We start from the raw sequence: 20,217 nt of genomic DNA, 5'->3' as shown, positions 1-20,217 counted from the left end.
ATGAAATGGCAAATGCGTAAAATCGTATTGTTAGCGCTCATTGTTAGTACCCTCTTTTTCAGCTTGTTATTGTATTATGTTACATATCCATTTCTCTTTCAAAACAAGGCATTCTTCCTTTCAAAGTTTTGCTTGTTTCAGTTAGAAAAACATATGAAAGAACTATCAATGGTTCGTATTATAGTAGCGGGGTTATTATTAATTACTGTATTGATTGTGTGTAAAAGAATTTGGCGGCAATTTTTCTATAGTAAAAAAGTACAAAAAGTACTTATCCCATTTATTAGAAAAGGAAAACAAATATATATACTGCCGACTGCGGAAGTTGCAGCGTTTACAATTGGATTATTCCGTCCGAAAGTTGTCATGTCGGAAGGTTTGCTTCAGACGTTTTCAGATGAAGAGATTGATGCGATTATTTTCCATGAAGAATATCATCAAAATAATTGGGATCCGCTAAAATTATTTTGTTTTACGTTATTAGCAGAAGGAATGATGTACATCCCGATATTAAAAGAATTGTTACAACGATATCATACGTATCAAGAGTTAGCAGCAGATAAATATGCGATGCAAAAAATGGAATCTTCATTTGAGTTAGGTAGCGCGTTATTAAAATTAATTAAAATAAAGACAATGGAGAATCGATGTGTTACAGCTTCATTTGCAAAAACAGCAATAAATTTACGAATCGAGCAAGTGTTAAATGAAAAGGTTGCTAAGCTTACTATTCCGTTACATACGAACTCGGTATATGTAACAGTAGGGTTATTCTGTGTGTCGATTGTACTTATTGTCGGAGAGTGCATATAGCCTCTTTTTTTTAGGATAAACACTACTCTATGTAGTGTGGATAGAGTGTTGTCATTTATATCATTATACTTTTTATCGCTATATATATCTTATTTATCATATATTACAGGTATTTTATTGTATACAAATCAAATGACGAAAATTACAGCATTCTTTATTCGTCTATTCGGTGGATTTACAGGTTTTTAAAAATGAGGAGGAAGAAAAGTGAAGAAACTAATTGCTATTATACTAGTAGGTGCTCTCGCTTGGGCGGGGGTTAACTTTTATAATTCAAAGAAAGAAGAAAAGGAAAGAAAAGCAAAGCAAGCAGAGTTACAAGAGAAAGAAGTATTACCACAAGTAGGTTTTAAAGCACCTGGCATCACATTAAAAGGATTAGACGGAAAGTTGCAGTCGTTAAATGATGCCAAGGGAAAACCATATATTATTAATTTTTGGGCATCATGGTGTGGGCCGTGTGAAATGGAGGCACCTGACTTAGTTCATATGTATGATAAATATAAAAAGGATGTTGAAATTTTTGCGGTGAATGCAACTGTTAGTGACCCAGTACAAGAAGCAAGCGCATTTGCTAATCGCTATGGATTTGAGTTTCCGGTTCTACTAGATATGGACGGAGTAGCTGGACTAGATTATAAAGTATTCTCTTTACCGACGACATTTTTTGTTAATAAGGATGGAATTATAGTAGATCATGTACGAGGTGTATTACCACCAGATCAATTAGAAAAGAAATTTAAGAAATTGATTGAGAGTTAAGAGCGGATTTTTCTATGGGGAAAATTAGAGTCACTAACAATGTAGAATTTAAGAACGAGGTAGTAGATTTATATTTAAAAGAAGGGATGAGATATAGTAATTAAGTCTTTTTTGTTTGACATGTTTACGTTTTTCTATAACAAACGTTCTGTAATTGCATACTTGGCCTATATGTAGGTGTACCTATAAAATGGTGATTATTAACAATATATTGTTAATATCCGAACATCAAAGAGTTAAGTGAAACACAAGCTGAAGCAGAAGAGGCTGTAGTTTCAATGCAAAAGAGCTCAAAAGAAGTCGAATCAGGAATAACTCCTGTTCAAAGTAGTGGTGCTTTCTTCGAAAAAATTTTAAAATCTGCACAAGCTGTTACAAATCAAATTAAAGCGACTTCGAGTAATTCAAGTGATATTTTTAAAAATAGTCAAACTATAATTCAGATTGTAAATGAATTATCACATATTGTTAATACATATGTGGATAGCAGTAGTAATGTAGAGACTAGTATGAAAGAACAAGAAGTATATGTACAAGATATTGCAGAACTAGCAACATCATTAAGTGGGCTATCACAAGAGTTACAAGAATTAATTGGAGAGTTTAAAATTCAATAAGGATTATATTGATTCATTTGAAAAACCTTTTTTAATTGGAATGTATTAATGTAAATTACACGCTTACTTAAATGAATATAAATTTTTCGTATTTAATTGGAAATAGAGCATGATATTACCAATTAAATGGAGGTGTGTTAGAAATGCAAATTCGAGAAAATAATAATTCAAACGAGATTTTGGTAGCGGCGGCAGCAAGTGCAATTGAGCAAATGAAGTATGAAATTGCTCAGGAGTTTGGCGTTACACTTGGACCAGACTCAACTTCACGAGCAAATGGTTCAGTAGATGGAGAGATTACGAAACGTTTAGTTCGTATGGCGCAAGAGCGGTTATCTGGTCAATATAAACTTCACTAAAGTTAAAGGTATATCCTATTGAAGGGATATACCTTTTAAATTTTTTTTTTAAGAGGATTGTTAAATTTTTTATTGTTGGTTAAGTTTAGAAACTGCGAATTGAGCTGTGAAATTCATTTTCTTCATGTAAGAAGAATTTACTCCTGCTTGAAATTGAACAGAAATATTACCGTCTTTTTGTGCTTTGAATACGCGACCATATTGTGAATTAGCATTGTATGTGCCAATTACTTGATTATCTGCATCAAAGACTGTATAAGAAATTGGAAACCCGGAATTTTGTACAAAGACAGTAAGTTCTTCCCCTTTATTAAGATTAAATGATTCTTTTTGGGAAACTTCATAGGAACTCATAGAGTAGTATATTGTAACTTCTTGAATTTCTAAATTTGTAGTTGCTGCACTTGCTTTTGATGCCTCTACTCCTGGTAAATTCATACCTGATAGTATTACAATTCCTAGTGCCCCTGCTAAAATAGCTTTTTTCATAATGTTAGTGCCTCCTTTAATATATTTTGAGATTTGAAAAGGAAGTAAAAATACCACTTCTTGAAACCATCATAGTTACGATGAGAATGATTTTCGATATGGCTTGATATGTAATTCTGCATACATAAGGTGGCGATATAAGATAATCTATTTGAGATTTTGAATATTCTTAGAAGAAGAGGAGGACAAATTTTTAAAACTATGAATGGACTTGTAGCTGTTTTTTTACATACGTTGGTTTTATAGTGAATATTTCGTTGAGTTTATTTTTGTATGGAGGGGGTATTACAGTTGATTGATTACTATCAAATCTTTTTAATTACTATGACAGGTATTACTTTATTTTTTTATATACAACATGTAGGGAAATTAACGAAAAGAAACAAATAGACATTCTTTGTTGTAGTGTTTTTCTTTTTGAATTATTTATTTCTTAAATTGGTATAGATAAATATAGGTGGGGATACGTTTTTATTTTAAAATATAAAAAAGGAAGGTGTAATCCTTCTTTTCATGATCCAGTATATCTATGTGAAGATTTAATGATATTGTTAAAGTATATATTATAAGATGTGAAGCGAACCTATTATTTAATTTACTAATGTTATTGGCGCTATGTAAATTGTATCAACAGAACCGTCAGCATTTGTAACTTCAACTTTATAGCGGAATGTGCCTGCAGCCCAAATATCTTCTCCATTGTCTGAGAAAGTGACTAATTCTTAAGTTGTACCAGCTGGTAACATAGAGTTCCAATTAAACCAAGTTTCATAATAGCCCCAGCCAGTTGCATATTGTTTTTCGATAGAAACTTTGTAATAAACTTATGTTTTTAGGATTTGAAGAATATTCTTAATATGGATTTTAAAGAAAATACATATTTTTTACTAGATGTGAGAAAAAGGAATTGAGGATATCCTTTAAAACAAGATATATTCTGGTCAAAAAATTAGAGGGCATCAATTCATTAAAGCAGTAAAAAACGTTTTTATGAATTGGTGTCCTTTTTGTTTTAAAAAGAGAATATATTTTCTCAACAGGACAAATGGTAATCAGCTATAAGTATTAATTATAAGGATAAAAGGAAAAGAGAAATTAATAATAAAGGAGAATGCGAAATGATAACATTAATATCTGAAAGAAATCTAGCTGAAATCCATGAAGACGATGTAGATGTATTAAAAGTAATGGCACATCCTGTTCGATTACAAATTGTAAATGAATTAATGCATCATAAAATGTGTAATGTTACACAGTTAACGGAAATATTAAGACTCCCCCAATCCACTGTTTCACAACATTTATCAAAATTGAGGAGAACCGTACTCCGTTCAGAAAGAAGAGGGTTAGAGATGCATTATTATATAGATAATGCTAAGGCACCTCAGATTGTTAAAATTTTAGGTTTATAGGTTAATAATACATAAAAGGTTTCCTGTTACAAGGCAGGAAACCTTTTTTATATGTATAACTAATTGTGTGATAATATCATACCGTAGAAGCTACCTAACAATAATTAAATTTAACAGCTTGTTTTATCTTGCCACACACAATTTAACACGATATATAGGTGTAAACTTACAAAGAAGGGTTTTAAATAGAAATTAGATATAACAATGGATAATGGTAAGTGTATTAAAGAAACCATAGAATTAATGAAATACAAAATAATAAATAATAAATAGTTGTTGTAAAGGCTTATTCTGATAATAAAAGGAATTAGATACATTAAATTCAACTATGAGTTTTTTTACTAAAAATATGTAAGTGAGGATTACAAGCAACATAATCCTTTTGTAGCTGATGGACGAAAAGCTTTCATGGATTTCTTTAAGGAGGATTTTGTTAAGAACCCTAATTCTTTTGCAGAAATTAAACGTGTAGTAGCTGAAGGAGATACAGTTGCTCTTCATGTACATTCTCGTACTCACTCTCAAGATAAGGGAGTTGCTATAGTGGATATTTTCCGTATAAAGGATGGAAAGATTGTCGAACACTGGGATGTAATTCAAGAGATTCCAAGTGAAGCAGCTAATGATAATACGATGTTTTAGGTAGAAAATCTATTTATAGATTGTTAAAATATTTTTTCGAAAATAAGTAAGATTGCGTTAGTAAAAATATCCTTAGAGTGATTCTTTCTTACTAACGCAATTTTAAACTTTTTAAGTCCGTAATTATACTTGAAATCACCGCGATACCTAATACTATCCTGTATAGTTTATAGGAATAATATCTCCCTAACTAAAGTTTTCAAGAAAGGATTTATAAATGTTTTTTAATTCATTGCATGATGGCAGGAATTTAAAGTGGCCTTTATCAATTCGTTATAACCTTTCTTAAAGTGAATAAATCCTCTTTTTATTTTCTCATTTCCTCCATTTTAGATATGTCTTTTTAGGATTTCAAATCTTACCTTTTCATCAAATTTATCTGCAATGTATATTACAGTTCCGGCAAGATATTTTAGTCCATAAGCTACGGGTGTCATCCAAAGTTTATTTAGAAAAGAAAGATCTTTAATTCGGTGCTTACTTGAAAAGAAAATCATATTGTTCACTCCATTTCTAAAGGTAATCGATACTTTAATAGTCGTCTTATTTATTGTTTTAGTTGCGTAAACAAGGTAAGGTACAAAATGTACTTTGCTATTTTGAGCAATTTCTTAGTTTGGAAATTTGTATAGAGATAGAAATAATAGGAATATTAAATAAACCCTACTAAAGTTTAGTAGGGTTAAGTAGATAAAGATGTGGAATGGATAATTTAGGAAATAAACGACATAAACTGTGCTTCTTAATTTTTTTGTGTAAGACTTTTAACAAATAACGTTAAATAGTATGAGGAAGAACCAACTAAAATAGCAAATGGTATTAGAATAATATCAATACCATTTACAATTACATAACCAAAAAATCCAGTCCAAAAGCCATTACAAAAAGAACAGTCTAAAAAAATTTCAAACAATTCATGAATACTGCGTAATCTTTCACGTGTGTACTGAAATTTTATTTCAAATAAAAATGCGCGTACCCCTAAGGATATAAATAGCAACAGGCTTATACTTATATCTAAATTCATTTTCTCACCTCCAATTCCTATTTAAAAGTCGTAATAAGTTGTTAGAAAGTTGAGGGTTACAAAATAATTAATATTTAACCGGGATATTTATTAAATCATATGAAGGATAGTTACTTCAGTAAAAGCCAATTTAATAAAATGAATTAAAGTATATTTTTTTCTATAGATATGGCCCAATGAATAAAATCTAATCTATTAACCTTAACTTTTCTGGCTCTATAGACCATATGATGGAGTCCCTCTAAATCAACTAAAATATAGCGTTGAGGGTTAATATCCTGATTAAAGGTAATTACAGCACTGTATTTAGATCGATTGTCCATATTTTCGATTAAGCTATAAGGATTTTTTATTCCAATCGCATTTTTTCCTATATCGTATCCAACAAATAAGAATTGATTACTTGTAGTAAGAACGACCCTTATCTGTTTATCATTGTATAAAAATGAAAAATATTTTTTTATATCAGTAGCATTTAAATTTCTATCTTTATGTAAATTCAAGATATCACCTCACTGTAGTTATCGAGATTTAAGTAACTATAGTTGCAAGTGAATTTTAAAGAGACTTATTAGTTTAAAGGTTGTTGCTGAATCACAAAGTATAAATTGCAGCATTTAATTTAAAGGTAAAAGCTGAATCAACCATATTAAAGCTAAATAATATTATTAATAAATTATTATCTATTATTTAATAATGATTATTTGATATAAAAATAGATTCAATACTATCTCATTTTAGAAACTAAAAATATTTAAAACCATTATTTTTATATTGAATTCCATCAATTTCAAAGTGGATTTAATTATTTAGTGTAATTTATAAACAAATTCAGAGAAATAAATCGTTTACATGTTTTATGTTAAATGACAAATACTTCTTTTAATAGAATTGCTAATTTGTTAATTGAAGAATAAATAAGAAAATCTTTGATCACGTCAATTCAATAGTTAAGAATGTACGTGAGTGTTTAATAGAATCTAAGTTTAAAAATCAATTTCGTTAAGAGTAATTATGGGGTGAGATAGAGTTTGACTAAATTTATTCTAAGTGATGTTAAATTTTCATTGTGATTTTCTTATATTGTTACTGCAAATACTTACAAGAGGGTTTGATGAGTTGTTCTTTCCACGTATCACTGATGTTTATGCTTGCATATATAAGACATTGAGAGAAGATAGTGTAATACGTAAATGTATGGGTCTTAATAATGTTACAGTAGATATGGAAAATGATATGCACATACAAAAGCGTATGTCTCCTAAAGAGGCACTAAATAAACAAATTCCTTTAATTGTATTTTACAATTCATTTGTTCAAAAGGAACGAAACAATGATATTCATGTGGTAACATTTGACTTCGATATTTACACAAATGATGGTGTGGAATTGGCATTAGACCTTGCAGATAGAATAAATCAATTATTCGATAATCAATCTCTGCGGTTATTTAAAGGAGTATTTTTCAAGGGTCAGTATGTAGGATTTGCAGAGGTTGCAAGTGAAATAGAACACTCTTATAAGTATTTCACTAGATTTGAATTTATTTTTGAAATTGAGGGGTGTAGTTAATGTCACAATTTGACAAGTTTAACAGTAAAAATAAGAAAATGATTATTAAAGGTGCAGGTAAATTTATGGCTAAAATTCCAGGGTGTGATGAATTAATTACACTAGGTCACATGGCGAATATGCGTCTTGATGTGCAGTTGGATATGGTTGATATTGAAGGGGGAGACTCTTCAGCACCTATTGATACTTTACTACGTAAAAAGGTAATTGATATTACTGCAGAGGATGCAAAATTTGATTTAAACATGGTACGTCTTGTGTTAGGGGCAAAACTTCGAGAAGGAGTTAGCGGATTAGCCTATGAATTGAAAAATGAAACAGTAACAATTGCTGGTGATACTGAACCTGTTTCTATTAAATTATCTAGTCCAGTATTAACAGGTAGCGGAGCACCTAAAGTACAAATTTTCAACCAAGTTGCAGGTTCATTTGTACCAGAATCAGCAATTACAGTAAATGGATCAGCAGTAACACTAAAAGGTGGTGCGGTTGAAGGTGATACTGTAGTAGTTTATTATCCTGTAGCGTCATCTTCTATCGATCCTGATGGTTTTGTATGGGTATTAGAAGAACGTCATGATGTTAAAGGTGGACTAGTAACTCTTAAGAATCCTCTATTTGGTGGATCTTTAGGTTCAGCTTCTTCTAAGACAGAGCATGTATCTGTAAGATTAGTAAAAGAGAATAAATTACTTAAGAAAGTAACAACTAATCCTGCAAAAGGTGAGTATACAATTGATCCTTCTACAGGGGAGATTAAGTTTAATGATTATCTTGAAGGAGAGCAAATTTATGTGAACTACAAACGACCAGAAGTTGTAGATGTAATGGCAATTGGTTCTCGTGATTTTCCTCTTACAGTATCTGTTGTTCATGATGGACATTTTGAACAAATGGATGGTAGCATTCAAGGATTCCAAGTTGAATTGTATTCTTGTCGAGTGAAATCTAATTTTACATTAGACACAGCACGACAAACAGCAGCGACTCATAGTATTACACTTACAGTTATTGATGGGGAACGTACAGACAGTCGTTTAGGTTCTATTAAGCGTTATCAAATTGAAAAAAATGGCGATGTTTGTTAATTAGAGAGGAGGATACTAATGTATCCTCTTTTTTATTGATTCATTTTTAAAACTTTAGATAAGGGTGAGAATGGATTATAAAAAATATCTATCACTTAAACCTTTTTTCATAAGGTTGTTACATTTAACACATAAATTCTTATATTAGTTACGAGGTCGTTTAGGTGATCCCCTTCCTTGCGTCCTCTATAAATTTATTAAGGGGTAATAGAGTAATATAGGGGGAGATTAAATGAGTGAACGTAATTTAGCAATTCCAAGTAGAGAAGAAGCTATTGAGGAACCTACTCTTGTAGAGGAAGCAGAGAAAAAGGTTGAACAGCAAGAACCTAATAAACAAGAGGAAGTAAAGTTAACTAAGCAGGAATCAGAGTTTATTGAAAAAGTATTCTTCGAAGAGGATGAAAAGGTAACATTACGTGATGGAAAAACCTATGCTATCCCTCCTTTAGGATTAAAAGATGCTAAAAACCTAATGAAAAAGTTGAATACAATTGATACAGGTGTCATTATTGCTAATTTAATTGCAGATGAAACAGGTAATGATAGTTATGATGAACTATTAGAGGTCCTATTGATGGGCTTTAAACCGTATTATAAAGAAATTTCAGCTCAGTATTTAGGGGATTATATTGATATTGTAACAGCTAAAGAAATTATAGATATTATGATTGGACTTAATGGCTTAAAAAAGTCTTTATAGACTCTGAGGAAGAAGAAAAAGAATATGACGAAAATGCCTACGTTGATTGGGCAGAAATTTTCTTTAACTTAGGTCACTACCTGGGGATGAAAAAACAGGATATATGGGATTTGACATTACCTCAGTTAAACTATTACTTAAAGAAATGCCATAAGCATATAGAGTTTACAGTTAAGGTACATTCAATGTCCTTCACTGGGTTATTTGGGGGCGGTTCAGCTCAAGCTACCGAACAGGATAATCTAAAACATAGTGATGGAAAAGAAGTAATTGACGGATATGAGGTTGCAAATGCTGATGACATGGAGTGGTTAGCAGGTATTCTCTAATAAATAATCCTGCCCTTCCTTTTTATTTGAGGATAGGGCGGGATTTTATTATGTAAAAGGAAGGTGAAATAAGTGACAGTCAATAATCAAAATATTGGTGCTACTATTGCACTAGAGTTTGATAAGTCAATAAAAAATATGAAAGAGTTTGGAGTACAGTTGGAACAGCTAGATCATCGTTTTGGTAGTATAGAAAAACGTATAGATACTATGAAAAGCTCTTTATCTTCGTTATCGGCTCAGACATCTAAGGCAGCGGGAAGTAACCTTAGAGCAAAACTTGAGCAAGAATTAAATAATATCGTCCAGGCAAATGGTATTACTTTATCTTCAGTTGGGACAGCACCTTTAAGTATTAAACAAGAAACCGTTCAACAATTGATGTCTAAAGTAGATAAAGAGTTAAATAAAACGATTGTAAAGATGATCAAAAATATAAACATTAATATGGATTCTGCTATGAATAATAGCGTAGTACCAGTTGGAAAAGATGAATTTAATAAAATTAATAAAGAAATTTCTAAGTTAATTAGTAATCAAATTAAACAATTAGTAAATTCCATTCGCGAAAATGGGGGGGATTTAGTAAATGCAGATAACTTGAGTGGACTTAAATTAGATATTTCTAAGGGAACGGTTAAGCAAATTTTAGTAAGTATTAAAAATCAATTAAAACCTATTTTACTGAACCCTGAGGTTGCTATTGAAGGACAGACATTCACAATTTCATCGAAAGATTTATCTGAATTAACGAAAAAAGTAAGAGGGAAAATAAAAGATTCTATAAAATTTGATTTCGAGGGTGTTATTAGCGAAGAGAATAGCATTGATAGCGAGATTATAAAAACAGCTAAGCGTATTGATAGTTTAATAGAAAATTATATAAAAGGCATACGAGGAGGGCTGCAAAAGATTGATCTCAAATCTGTAGAAGTACCTATGAAAAATATATCTAAACAACTTCAAAGGTATATTGCAAATGATTTAGGTGTTTCTCCAGCCGAGTTAGCTCATACTTTTCATTCTGTGGATAGAGGATCTCTAAGAGGATATGCTTTAAAAAGGCAGTTTGAGGGTATGGAAAATACAATTAATAAAAAATTAACTGCAGGAACAAATAAAATAATGATGTCAATGAAACAATCAGTAAGAGCTGTGGACTTTGAACCTCATTCTAATATTACGCAATATTTAACTAGTGAAATTAACAAGCTGAATAAGCAAATTATTAAAAAAATCAAGGAGTCCGTTGATAAGCAGTTTGCACATATAAGAAATGAAATTCTAGAAATTAATACTAACCCTCAAAAGGCGAATAGTAATAGACAGGTAAGCTTTATTGCAGGAAATAGTGCTAATACTTTAAATAACTCAAGTGGATCAAATCATAGTAATACAAATAAAAATAATAGCGATTCTAGTACAAGTAAATCCACAAAACAAGACAATCCTTTTGACGGGTTTGGAATGGCTGGAGCGGTTACCAAACAAGTTAGGAGCCTTGCTTCGGGCTCAATGCTAGATCCGATGGCTGCAATATCTAAGGCAATGGAAACCTTTAAAATTGCTCAGTTAGAACAGTTAAAGATTACACAAAACTTCTCTTTGAAACCAGAATATAAAAACAAAAATGGAAATACAGATTGGTTAAAATTAGATAATGATACTGGAAATCTAATGAATAATGTACGTGATTTATCCACTCTTTACGGTATTGATTATGAAAGAATGTCTAAGGTAGCTGGTATAGCATCAAATGTAACAGGAGATAAACAATCTGCACGACAATTTGTTGATCAAGCTTCTAAGGTTTATCGCTTAGATAACAAATCAGACTTAGTTGAAACAATTGCTCCAGGATTACAGACAATTATGGCACAGTTTAAATTATCTGTCTGGGAGTTGGATGGAGTAGTTAACTCTTTTGCTGTTGCTACGAGTCAAACTAAAGCGAACAGTGAAGATGTTATGAAGGCTATGTCAAAATCGGGTACAGCACTCCATTCAGTGGGAGTGAATGCAGAAGATGCTGTGACATTAAATGCTTTAGCTATTCAAACTTCAGGAGAAACAGGGGAGAATGCAGGTGCAGCCATAAAAACGATTGCAGAGCGTATTACTTTACCATCTGTTTCTAAACAATTAGAAAATTATGGTGTAAAGGTATTTGAAAAAAATGAGAGTGGTATGAAAGTACGTCGGAATTTCATTGATATCCTATCAGACACCGCGAAAGCAAGCAAAAATAAATATATTGGAGAAGATAAAGTAAAATCCATTCTGTATGGAGAAGGTGGGGCAAATCAGCCACCAAAACTGATGTCCTTTTTAGAGACCATGCATAAAGAGGGTATAAATAACAGTAAGGATTTATCGTATTGGAAAATTAAGCAAGAAATTAATGAATTTAAAAAAGATCCTGCGCGTCTTCAAGAAATGATGGCTGTGACAATGAAATCACCTACTGTGACAATGGAACGAGCTGGGGTATCTGTTAATAACGCATTAGTATCAGTATTAGATGCGCTAAATCCAGAGGTACAAACTTTAGCAAAAATTATTACAAACTTAGCCCAGGGAATGGAGAAACATGCAGGGCTATTTGCACAGTTAATTACGATTTTAGGTAATGCCTTGGTAGGTTTTGGTGCTATTCATGGAGTAAAACGATTAGGTCAATTGAGTAATTATGAAGAGCATTACAAGAAAGCTACTATGGAAAACAAATTCTTTGGTGGTACATCTTTAACAAATCGTAAAGTGGACGGAGCGATAGGGTTTTTAAATGATCATGTTTTGGGGGAGAGCCAAGATTTACGCAATCAAGTAAATAACAAAAAGTTCTATCGTGCGGCTATGAAAAATGATACGTTAAAAAGTTATTTTGAAGAATTAGCGAATTTAAAAGAGGATAGAAAGAATGAGATAAAAGAATATGTAAAAGATCATGGTGGAAAAGCTGAAAATATGTCCGATTTTCTTAGCATCATGGATGAATCTAAAGGCTATTATAAGGGTGAAAAGAAAGAATTAACAGCTGATGAATTACATACTCGTTCAGCCTATAATGCTCGCAACCTTACCCAAAGTAAATTATTAACAGATGTTTTTACCACAAATTTCTCAGAGCATTTAGTCAATACCTTATCAAATAGAACTAACTTTGACAGTATGAATGAGAATCAAAAATCAACAGCTGGTCGTTTGGCTCAAATGGATGATCAAAAACGTATTGGATTTGAGACCTATCTAGATCAAAACTATCAAAGTGTAGGCAAATCAATAAATAATATGGATGGACTTAACAAGGCACTCGATGAATATGAGGCTAATAACCGTAAGGCTACTATACAAACAAGACAAAGTACCACTGCGTATAGAGATTTATCGAGTGCTGTAAAAAAAGTAGCTGATGAAGCTGAAGGTGCATCAAAGAATAGAATGCAGGGTTTTCTTGATTTTCTTGATACTATCCCACAGCGAACAAGAGGAGCTGGTGGGGCTATTATGGGACTTGCACGCAGCGTAGGGAAATTTGCTAAACAATTAGCTATTGCAACCGCTGTTGGTGATGTTTTATCAAATTCTGCTGAGAGCTTAGGGTTAACGCCCAAGCAAACAAAAATACGAGATTATCATAATCAAACCGCAGGTGCCGCTGAAGCATATGTTAAATATGAGGAAGATGAAGGCTGGAGTGGCTTTCTAAGGGGAGCTGGACTAGCGTGGAATGGAATTACAAATCTTTTTTCACCAGGAACTCCTGATGTAGGTATTAACGAGGTAGGAGTAATTAAGGATTGGCCTATTATCGGGAAAGGAGGATTTAAAGAGGGATTTGAGAATTGGATTAAGAAAGAATATGGAACATCAGATTGGAATGAAGCTTTAGGAAAAGAGAATGAGAAAAGGGCAAATGATGCAAAATCTAAAGGTCAAGATGGGAATTATTCAAAAGCATCTTTAACAGATTTAACACAATCGTATTTAAATCAAACTGGAATGTATGCTAAGAAGCAGCAATTGGAAAAAGAAGAGTTTATAGATCAATATACGAAAGCAGCCATCTCTGAATCAGAGCAGAATATGCGAAGGGATGATGCAGAAAAAGCTCGTAAAGCCCGGGAAAATAAAATGTTAGGTGAGGGTCAATATGATTCCTTTTCTTATGATGATTTAAAATCTCGTATTCAAGAGAGCCAGAAAGTTGCTAATAATAAGGGAGAACTTAACTTAATTACCGCCCTTTTAGATGGTGTGAAAGCTGACTCAAAAGAGTATATGAAACTTAGATTACAAGTAATTCAACAAGAGCGCGAAGCTTACAAAAAAGAGATGGACGAGCTTCATAATTTTACTCAACAGCGAGAAGCTGAGTTGGAATATTTAGAAAAAAACGGAAAAAGATATACTGAGGATCCAGAAACTAAAGAAAGAATAGAGACGGATGATTATAAAAAAATTAAAGAATCTGTTGAAAGAAGTAAGGACAAAGAAAAGAAATTAAAAGCTGATTTTGATCTAGAATATAAGAAAAAACAAATTGAAGCACAACGTATTAAAACAGAATTTTATGTTAACGACACTCAGAAAGGGTTTTCTAGAGCTCAGGCTAAGAAACAGTATAAGGATACATTAAATGCTATTAGCATGAACACAGAGAGCCCTACTTATATTGATTCGCAAATTGTTTCAAGCCAATCTATGATTGGAGAAATGAAAAGTAAACTGGCAAATCTGCAATCCCAACAGTTAGCAGATCCAGATGGTCAGTTACAAGATACTATTCAAGGATTGAGTCAACAAATCGCAAGTGCTGAATTAGAAGTTAAAAATTTAAGGATACAAAGGCTTACAGCTTGGAGACATGATTTCGGTAATAATATGGATGATTTGGAAATTAAGTACATGCAGGAACGTGTGAACTTTGGACCAAGTATAGGAGATGATAGTTTCTTAGCACGTGACCTAAGAGTAAGAGAATTACAAGATCGTAAATCACTTATAGATAAGACCTTAGCGGTAAGAATTGCAGAGCGAAATAGTGGTAAGTTTGAAGAAGGTTCATCTGAATACGAACAAATCATGAAAGATATTCGAGAATTGACAAAGCAATCTTTACAAGCACAGATTGGTATCCACCAAGAGTTAAGAGCACAAATGGGTGGAACGTTTAATCTTCCTGAAGGCGTACAGGTTATGTCTCAGTATGATTATCTAACAAGTAAAGGTACACATTCAAACTTTAGTGTTCAATCAGGAGATATGTATGTCAATATTACTTTACCTAATGTAACTGGACAAACTTCTAGTCAACAGTTAGCGAATCTTGGAATGAATTTAGGAAAAGGGTTAGCACAAGGTAGAACAACACCACTACGAAATCAGTTAAATTCAGCCCCTTGGGGATATCCAACATTCTAATTACAAAACCCCATCTAATTATTAGGTGGGGTTTCTTATAATACTAAGGGGTGATTAAATGGCACAACAAAAACCAAGTAAATCTAATGATGATGTATTTAAACGTAAATTATTTTATGATAACGGGATTCGTTTTGTACAAGTAAGGGGGCGTATGACTGGCGATTATAAGCCACCAACACCAGTATTAAAATCCCATATAAACGAAAATATTCAATCTTCTGCAGGATTGGTAGGGAAAGGGACTTCTCATTATTCTACTACCATTCAATTTTTATTTGCGAGCAAAGAGGAATTTGCAGATTGGCTGCAGTTTATTGGTACAGAACACAAATACTATGATGAAAAAGGCACGATTTATTTAGGGATTGTTAATGGTGATTTAGATATTAAAACAGCAGAATTTGAGACGAAATATATCATTACTGTAAACCTTATGTTAATTCGAAAACAAGATTTCGAATATCGTCATCAATATCCTTTTATAGATATTGAAAATCATTGGGCGCAAACGTATATAGATGAAATGCAAAAAAGGGGCCTTGTCACTACTTATGCTAGTGATGGAACACCTGTACAATATTTTCAACCTGAAGTTTGGATTACAAGGGCTCAAACGGCATCCTATATGACAAGGACTTTTAAATACATCGAAAAGATATTGAGGGGGTATTAAAAATGCCAAAGCGATGGTTAGATGTGGGTCCAAAGGATTGGTTTTATCGCGCAGTATTAGAAACAGATAATATGTTTATTGATGCAAAAAAAGAAGAAACCTTATTTAGTGGAAAAACCTATAACCAATTTATTGGTGGCAAGTCACGTCAGGTTCATAATTTTACTTCAACAGAGGGACAAACCAAGTTTGAAGTAAGTGGATATAAACCTGATTCTAGGGAAATGGTGTTTGTTTATATTGATGGGGTGCCTACACTTCCATCTAAACTTGAGGATAATTTTATACATATTGGTTACCCGTTAACCAATGGAAGAGAAGTTAGTATTCTTTTATCTGGTGTAGTGGAAATGCATGAAGGAGATCATACACCTGAAAACTGTCAGATTTATCCTTTGATGAGCGGATGCTCATTAGCATATCCGGCAAAAAAGTTAGAAAAAGCAAATAATTACGTATTTGATATCACTTACTCTTTAAATGAAATAGCAGTTTGCATGAACAAGAAGTTAAAGAGAATACATGTAGATGTAAATGAAGATGAATCCATACAAGATGCGCTTACAAGAACCTTAGGATTTAAACGAGACTGTTTTACTATAATTAATGGATATCTTTATGTATCTTATAATTTAAATCAATTTCCTATTTATGTAAATTATAATTATCAAAAGGGTGCTCAAATCAAAAATAGGCAGGGAGAAAAAGTTGTCCCTATGTCAAGTTGCGCACTCTATAATGATAGATTCTTTCCTGATATAACGATATATAGAGGAGAGTTTTTTACTTTGTTACAACGTTTTAGAATGAATATTTATAATCGATATACAGATAGAGGATATGTGAATAATACAATTAAGCAAACAGAGAGATACATTAAAGATAAAGATAAGATTGTAGGAAAATGGTATGCCGAATCAGTCTTAAATATATTAGATGAAAAATTTAATGATGGTTGTTATGTATTTCCACTTTACGCAGATGATTCCTTTCAACCTGAGGTATGTGTAACTAGAGCTGAAGCAATTGTATATTTACATAGATTTACAGAATGGGCACTAGAAAGATTTAGATAGGGGGGAATAAGGTATGCCGAACGTATTTGATCATAGAACTCCTGCGCCTCAGTTGTTAAATGACGTAATGAGAAAAGTTAATGCTTTAGGTCATGAACCTAGGGTTATTATTGAATTTGACAAAATGGCCTATGTACCAGGAATGAAAAATAAGTTTGAAGTTTGGGACAGAATTCGAGAAGCATCTATTGTGCATCAGGCAGCAGAGGCGACTTTAACAACACCAGTAGCAGGTGCTGAGCCAAGTTCTGTTACAAAAGGTGGAGAGTCAGGGAATAGATTTGAGTATATTAAATGTGCCTTAAATAAATGGGTAAAACATTATAAGTGTCCCAATGTTGCTTATTTCTTTCTATTAGCTGTAGCGAAACATGAAACAGGATTTGGAACATTGGGACAAGGGAAACCTGAAAATGGAAGTTATATAGTAGGATATGGTTGCCCGGGTTCATGCAAGCCTGCATATAAAGGTATAGATACCCAAGCGAAGTATGCTGCAAAACGTTTTTCCGAGGCAATGAGGAGCAGATACGGAAAAATTTCTAATGGATATATGGATGCTAGTGATGTTGATTATTTCCATGAAGGTGGAGATAAAGGGTATAAAAAATGGAAATGGTCAGCAGATGGACCTAACTGGAAAAAACTTGTGAAAAGCTATTTTGATAGAATTATTGGTGAATCTAGTCAAAAAAAATGGCATTGTAAAGAATCTGGTTCTATTATTAATAAAAATCTGTTTCCAAAGCATTCTACAAATCTAAATGTTTCGAAGAAGGAAGACTGTGGTTGTGAGAAAGCTGAGACTTATACAATTGAGGAACAAAGGAAAGAAGTTCATAATGCAAGCTCTAATGCGTTATCCGGTGCTACTTTTCCTGTTGAAGGAATTTCATTTGGAAATGGTGCGAAAGTATCTTCACACCATATGAAACATAAGGGCGGAGGTGCACGTTCAGGGCATAAGGGTACTGATATTGTACATACATCCCAAGGTAAGATTAATGGTATGTGGGTAGTAGCGGCTTGGGCTGGACATGTACATAAGGCTTATAAAAGTACATCTTATGGTAATTGTGTAATGATTCAACATGATAATGGATATATGACAGTTTATGCCCACATGCAAAATAATTCTTTACAGGTTCGAAAAGGTGATTTAGTTACTCCAGGAACACGTTTAGGGAAAGTCGGAAATACAGGTCAATCTTATGGCGCCCATTTACACTTTGAAATTTGGAAAGGTGAATGGATTTATGGTGGAAATAATCATATTGATCCATATCCTGTTTTAACAGGTGCTCAAAAATTAGGAGTAGCACCAAGCGGTAAAGATAATAATGGAGGCGGTAATACGGACGGAAATGATAATAGTACAGGAAATGGAAGTGGTGTTAGTCAACCACCACCCCAAATGACCATTACCCAAAATATTAAGTTTAATAAGTGCTTTGATAAGGATGCAAATCTGGATGGGAATTGGCATGGACAAGAGAACATAACCCATTTTACAGCTTGGTCAACAGGTGAAAAGTATTTAGGTTTTAATGAGAATATTGCCAAAGGAGCAGTTGAAGATTTTGGATATAAACATAACTTCTCTTCAGATGGATTTTATGAATATGCTTTCTATGCAGATCTTAAAGAAGGAGATTCCGTAACGGTTACATATGACGGAATGATTGTAAAACGATATACAAAAGAGAACAATACAACACAACCTACATATGAACCTCCAGTTTATGCAAAATGGGTTGCAAGTGATATACAAGGGACCAATTCACATATATTAGATTTCTCCTTAAATAATGTAAGTGGTGAGGCTGTATTTGGACTAAAATGCTTTAAGGTAGTGGAAATTGAAACTCAATACGGTGCACAATATGTTGATGAAAGAATTAAGGCTCGTAAACGTGATGTATGGGTTGATACAGGGGCATTTGTATACGATAAAACCTTTACAGTAGACCAAGATGTATTACAGTGGGAGATAAATAGCCATTTTGACGCCAGAGTCGCAACTGCAAGAATTACTTTAGACAATAAACATGGTATTTATTCTCCTACATATGAACGAGCCAATATCTTCCCTGAAAATTTAAGAGAAGCAGAGATGTCATATTATGAGAATGGTGCAATCAGACATGTGTTAAGTGAAGCTACCCCAGTACGTATTTATGCAGGCTATGGTGAAAACCTAGTAAGGGTTTTTACAGGACGTATAAGAGGAGAAATTGAGCAAAATTCTGATGAAAAAACAATTACTATTAATTGTGTAGATATGTACGATATGTTAGAAGAACATGTTTTTGATAGGGTCCTAACTTTTCCTCGAAGAGATGAGATACATGGTGATGAAAAACAACCAGTAACCATGTGGGTTAAATCATCTATTATTCATAATATCGTAAATGAGGCAGGAATGATTGGATGGAGAATCCATGAAGATGATTTGAGATATGCTGATGCAATCATTGAAGAAACGTATTATATTGATATTGATAGGGGTGGGAAAAAGGCAATCGTCTGGGATACTAAAAGTCAACAATATGTTGAAAAAGATATAGCAACTGTACAAGATGCACAAGGTTATAAAAATCCTTATGTACAGGCGATAGATTTTTTAGAAGGTACAAGGGCATCTGATGCGGTTCATGAAGTGATTGGAGATATTATGTATCGCTCCTACTGTGATCGTTATGGAACATTTAGATTGGAAAATATCCGTAAAATTAATGCAAGTGAGGCAAAATGGTCATTTATAGATGGTGAGAATTTATATTCTCTTTCCACTTCTATTGACCATTCTCGTATACGTAATCATCTTATTATTGTTGGTAATGGTGGGCAAATTGAGCATTTTGTAGATAAAGATCTTCTTATATCTACAAAGGGTAATATGAGAACGGCTAAGATTGTTGCTGATTGGATTGATGAGCGATTTGGTTCAAATGCAAGAGGAACCAAAGAGGATATTTCGAACAAATTATTTTTTGATATGAAAAGACAAGCCCGTACTTTTAATGCCGTTGTTAAAGGAAATCCAATGATAGAGTTATTAGATGGTTGTTATGTTTATGATAGTAATACTTCTAATGCAGGGTATTATGTCATAAAAGGGAACCGACTTGTTGGAAATAAGGAAGGGATGTTAAATTTCCTAGAATTTACTTGGCATGACAAAGAGAATTATTATAGCTAAAAAAACAAGGAGATTCCTACAGAACG

General features: G+C 32.8%; 16 protein-coding genes and 2 pseudogenes. 15 read left to right on the top strand and 3 right to left on the bottom strand.

The genetic code is table 11. The annotated features are described in order from the left end of the window. From AB6801_RS03590 to AB6801_RS03570, 5 genes and pseudogenes are all read left to right on the top strand, one after another. Complete coding sequence (locus AB6801_RS03590) at nt 1-813, top strand: M56 family metallopeptidase (RefSeq protein WP_097994953.1); 813 nt, start codon at nt 1-3, stop codon at nt 811-813. A 48-nt stretch (nt 814-861) separates the two neighbouring features. Next, on the top strand, nt 862-1,002 hold the full coding sequence (locus AB6801_RS03585; RefSeq protein WP_015382254.1) for a hypothetical protein: 141 nt from the start codon (nt 862-864) through the stop codon (nt 1,000-1,002). 18 nt (nt 1,003-1,020) lie between these two features. Next, a complete protein-coding gene (locus tag AB6801_RS03580; protein ID WP_000733174.1) occupies nt 1,021-1,575 on the top strand; it encodes a TlpA family protein disulfide reductase in 555 nt (184 codons plus the stop codon). Between the two features lie 230 nt (nt 1,576-1,805). Next, nucleotides 1,806-2,192, top strand: a pseudogene (locus AB6801_RS03575) (chemotaxis protein); the annotation flags it as partial. A gap of 143 nt (nt 2,193-2,335) precedes the next feature. Further along, the gene (locus AB6801_RS03570) at nt 2,336-2,551 is read left to right on the top strand and encodes an alpha/beta-type small acid-soluble spore protein (RefSeq protein ID WP_001167051.1); all 216 of its coding nucleotides are present in this window, start codon (nt 2,336-2,338) and stop codon (nt 2,549-2,551) included. Between the two features lie 69 nt (nt 2,552-2,620). Here the strand turns inward: AB6801_RS03570 and AB6801_RS03565 are convergent, their stop codons facing one another. After that, on the bottom strand, nt 2,621-3,040 hold the full coding sequence (locus tag AB6801_RS03565; protein ID WP_097999154.1) for a hypothetical protein: 420 nt from the start codon (nt 3,038-3,040) through the stop codon (nt 2,621-2,623). 1,118 nt (nt 3,041-4,158) lie between these two features. On the opposite strand from AB6801_RS03565, the gene AB6801_RS03560 reads away from it, so the two are divergent. Both AB6801_RS03560 and AB6801_RS03555 read left to right on the top strand, forming a co-directional pair. Continuing rightward, a complete protein-coding gene (locus tag AB6801_RS03560) occupies nt 4,159-4,452 on the top strand; it encodes an ArsR/SmtB family transcription factor (protein WP_044584299.1) in 294 nt (97 codons plus the stop codon). Nucleotides 4,453-4,797: 345 nt separating this feature from the next. Next, nucleotides 4,798-5,094: pseudogene (locus AB6801_RS03555) on the top strand (nuclear transport factor 2 family protein); the annotation flags it as partial. A gap of 742 nt (nt 5,095-5,836) precedes the next feature. On the opposite strand, the gene AB6801_RS03550 reads toward AB6801_RS03555, so the two are convergent. After that, entirely contained in the window at nt 5,837-6,121 is a 285-nt protein-coding gene (locus AB6801_RS03550; protein WP_044584300.1) for a hypothetical protein, read from the bottom strand. A 143-nt stretch (nt 6,122-6,264) separates the two neighbouring features. Beyond that, entirely contained in the window at nt 6,265-6,624 is a 360-nt protein-coding gene (locus AB6801_RS03545) for a BRO-N domain-containing protein (protein ID WP_044584301.1), read from the bottom strand. 616 nt (nt 6,625-7,240) lie between these two features. Between AB6801_RS03545 and AB6801_RS03540 the strand changes: the two genes are divergently transcribed. The 8 genes from AB6801_RS03540 to AB6801_RS03505 all read left to right on the top strand — a co-directional run bounded on the left by AB6801_RS03540 (nt 7,241) and on the right by AB6801_RS03505 (nt 20,191). Further along, on the top strand, nt 7,241-7,693 hold the full coding sequence (locus tag AB6801_RS03540; protein ID WP_097999155.1) for a hypothetical protein: 453 nt from the start codon (nt 7,241-7,243) through the stop codon (nt 7,691-7,693). Beyond that, nucleotides 7,693-8,781: a hypothetical protein gene (locus tag AB6801_RS03535; RefSeq protein WP_090976054.1), complete on the top strand. Its 1,089-nt coding sequence runs from the start codon at nt 7,693-7,695 to the stop codon at nt 8,779-8,781. Before AB6801_RS03540 ends, AB6801_RS03535 begins: the two co-directional genes overlap by 1 nt. 232 nt (nt 8,782-9,013) lie before the next feature. Next, on the top strand, nt 9,014-9,484 hold the full coding sequence (locus tag AB6801_RS03530; protein ID WP_090976056.1) for a DNA polymerase III subunit gamma/tau: 471 nt from the start codon (nt 9,014-9,016) through the stop codon (nt 9,482-9,484). Nucleotides 9,485-9,594: 110 nt separating this feature from the next. Further along, entirely contained in the window at nt 9,595-9,813 is a 219-nt protein-coding gene (locus tag AB6801_RS03525; protein ID WP_238143102.1) for a hypothetical protein, read from the top strand. A 72-nt stretch (nt 9,814-9,885) separates the two neighbouring features. Beyond that, nucleotides 9,886-15,237, top strand: coding sequence for a phage tail tape measure protein (locus AB6801_RS03520; RefSeq protein WP_097999156.1), 5,352 nt, complete (start codon nt 9,886-9,888; stop codon nt 15,235-15,237). Between the two features lie 58 nt (nt 15,238-15,295). Continuing rightward, nucleotides 15,296-15,913 carry an S-layer homology domain-containing protein gene (locus tag AB6801_RS03515; protein ID WP_097997260.1) on the top strand — a complete coding sequence of 206 codons (618 nt, stop codon included), beginning with the start codon at nt 15,296-15,298 and terminating at the stop codon, nt 15,911-15,913. Between the two features lie 2 nt (nt 15,914-15,915). Further along, entirely contained in the window at nt 15,916-16,989 is a 1,074-nt protein-coding gene (locus AB6801_RS03510) for a hypothetical protein (protein WP_001126627.1), read from the top strand. Between the two features lie 13 nt (nt 16,990-17,002). Then, nucleotides 17,003-20,191 carry a M23 family metallopeptidase gene (locus AB6801_RS03505; RefSeq protein WP_098330457.1) on the top strand — a complete coding sequence of 1,063 codons (3,189 nt, stop codon included), beginning with the start codon at nt 17,003-17,005 and terminating at the stop codon, nt 20,189-20,191. The last annotated feature ends 26 nt before the right edge of the window (nt 20,192-20,217 follow it).

Source organism: Bacillus sp. RCC_6_1 (assembly GCF_041360755.1).
Taxonomy (GTDB): Bacteria; Bacillota; Bacilli; order Bacillales; family Bacillaceae_G; genus Bacillus_A; species Bacillus_A cereus.
Note: the sequence above shows the minus strand (reverse complement) of the source record. Positions and strands in the feature narration are given on the sequence as shown.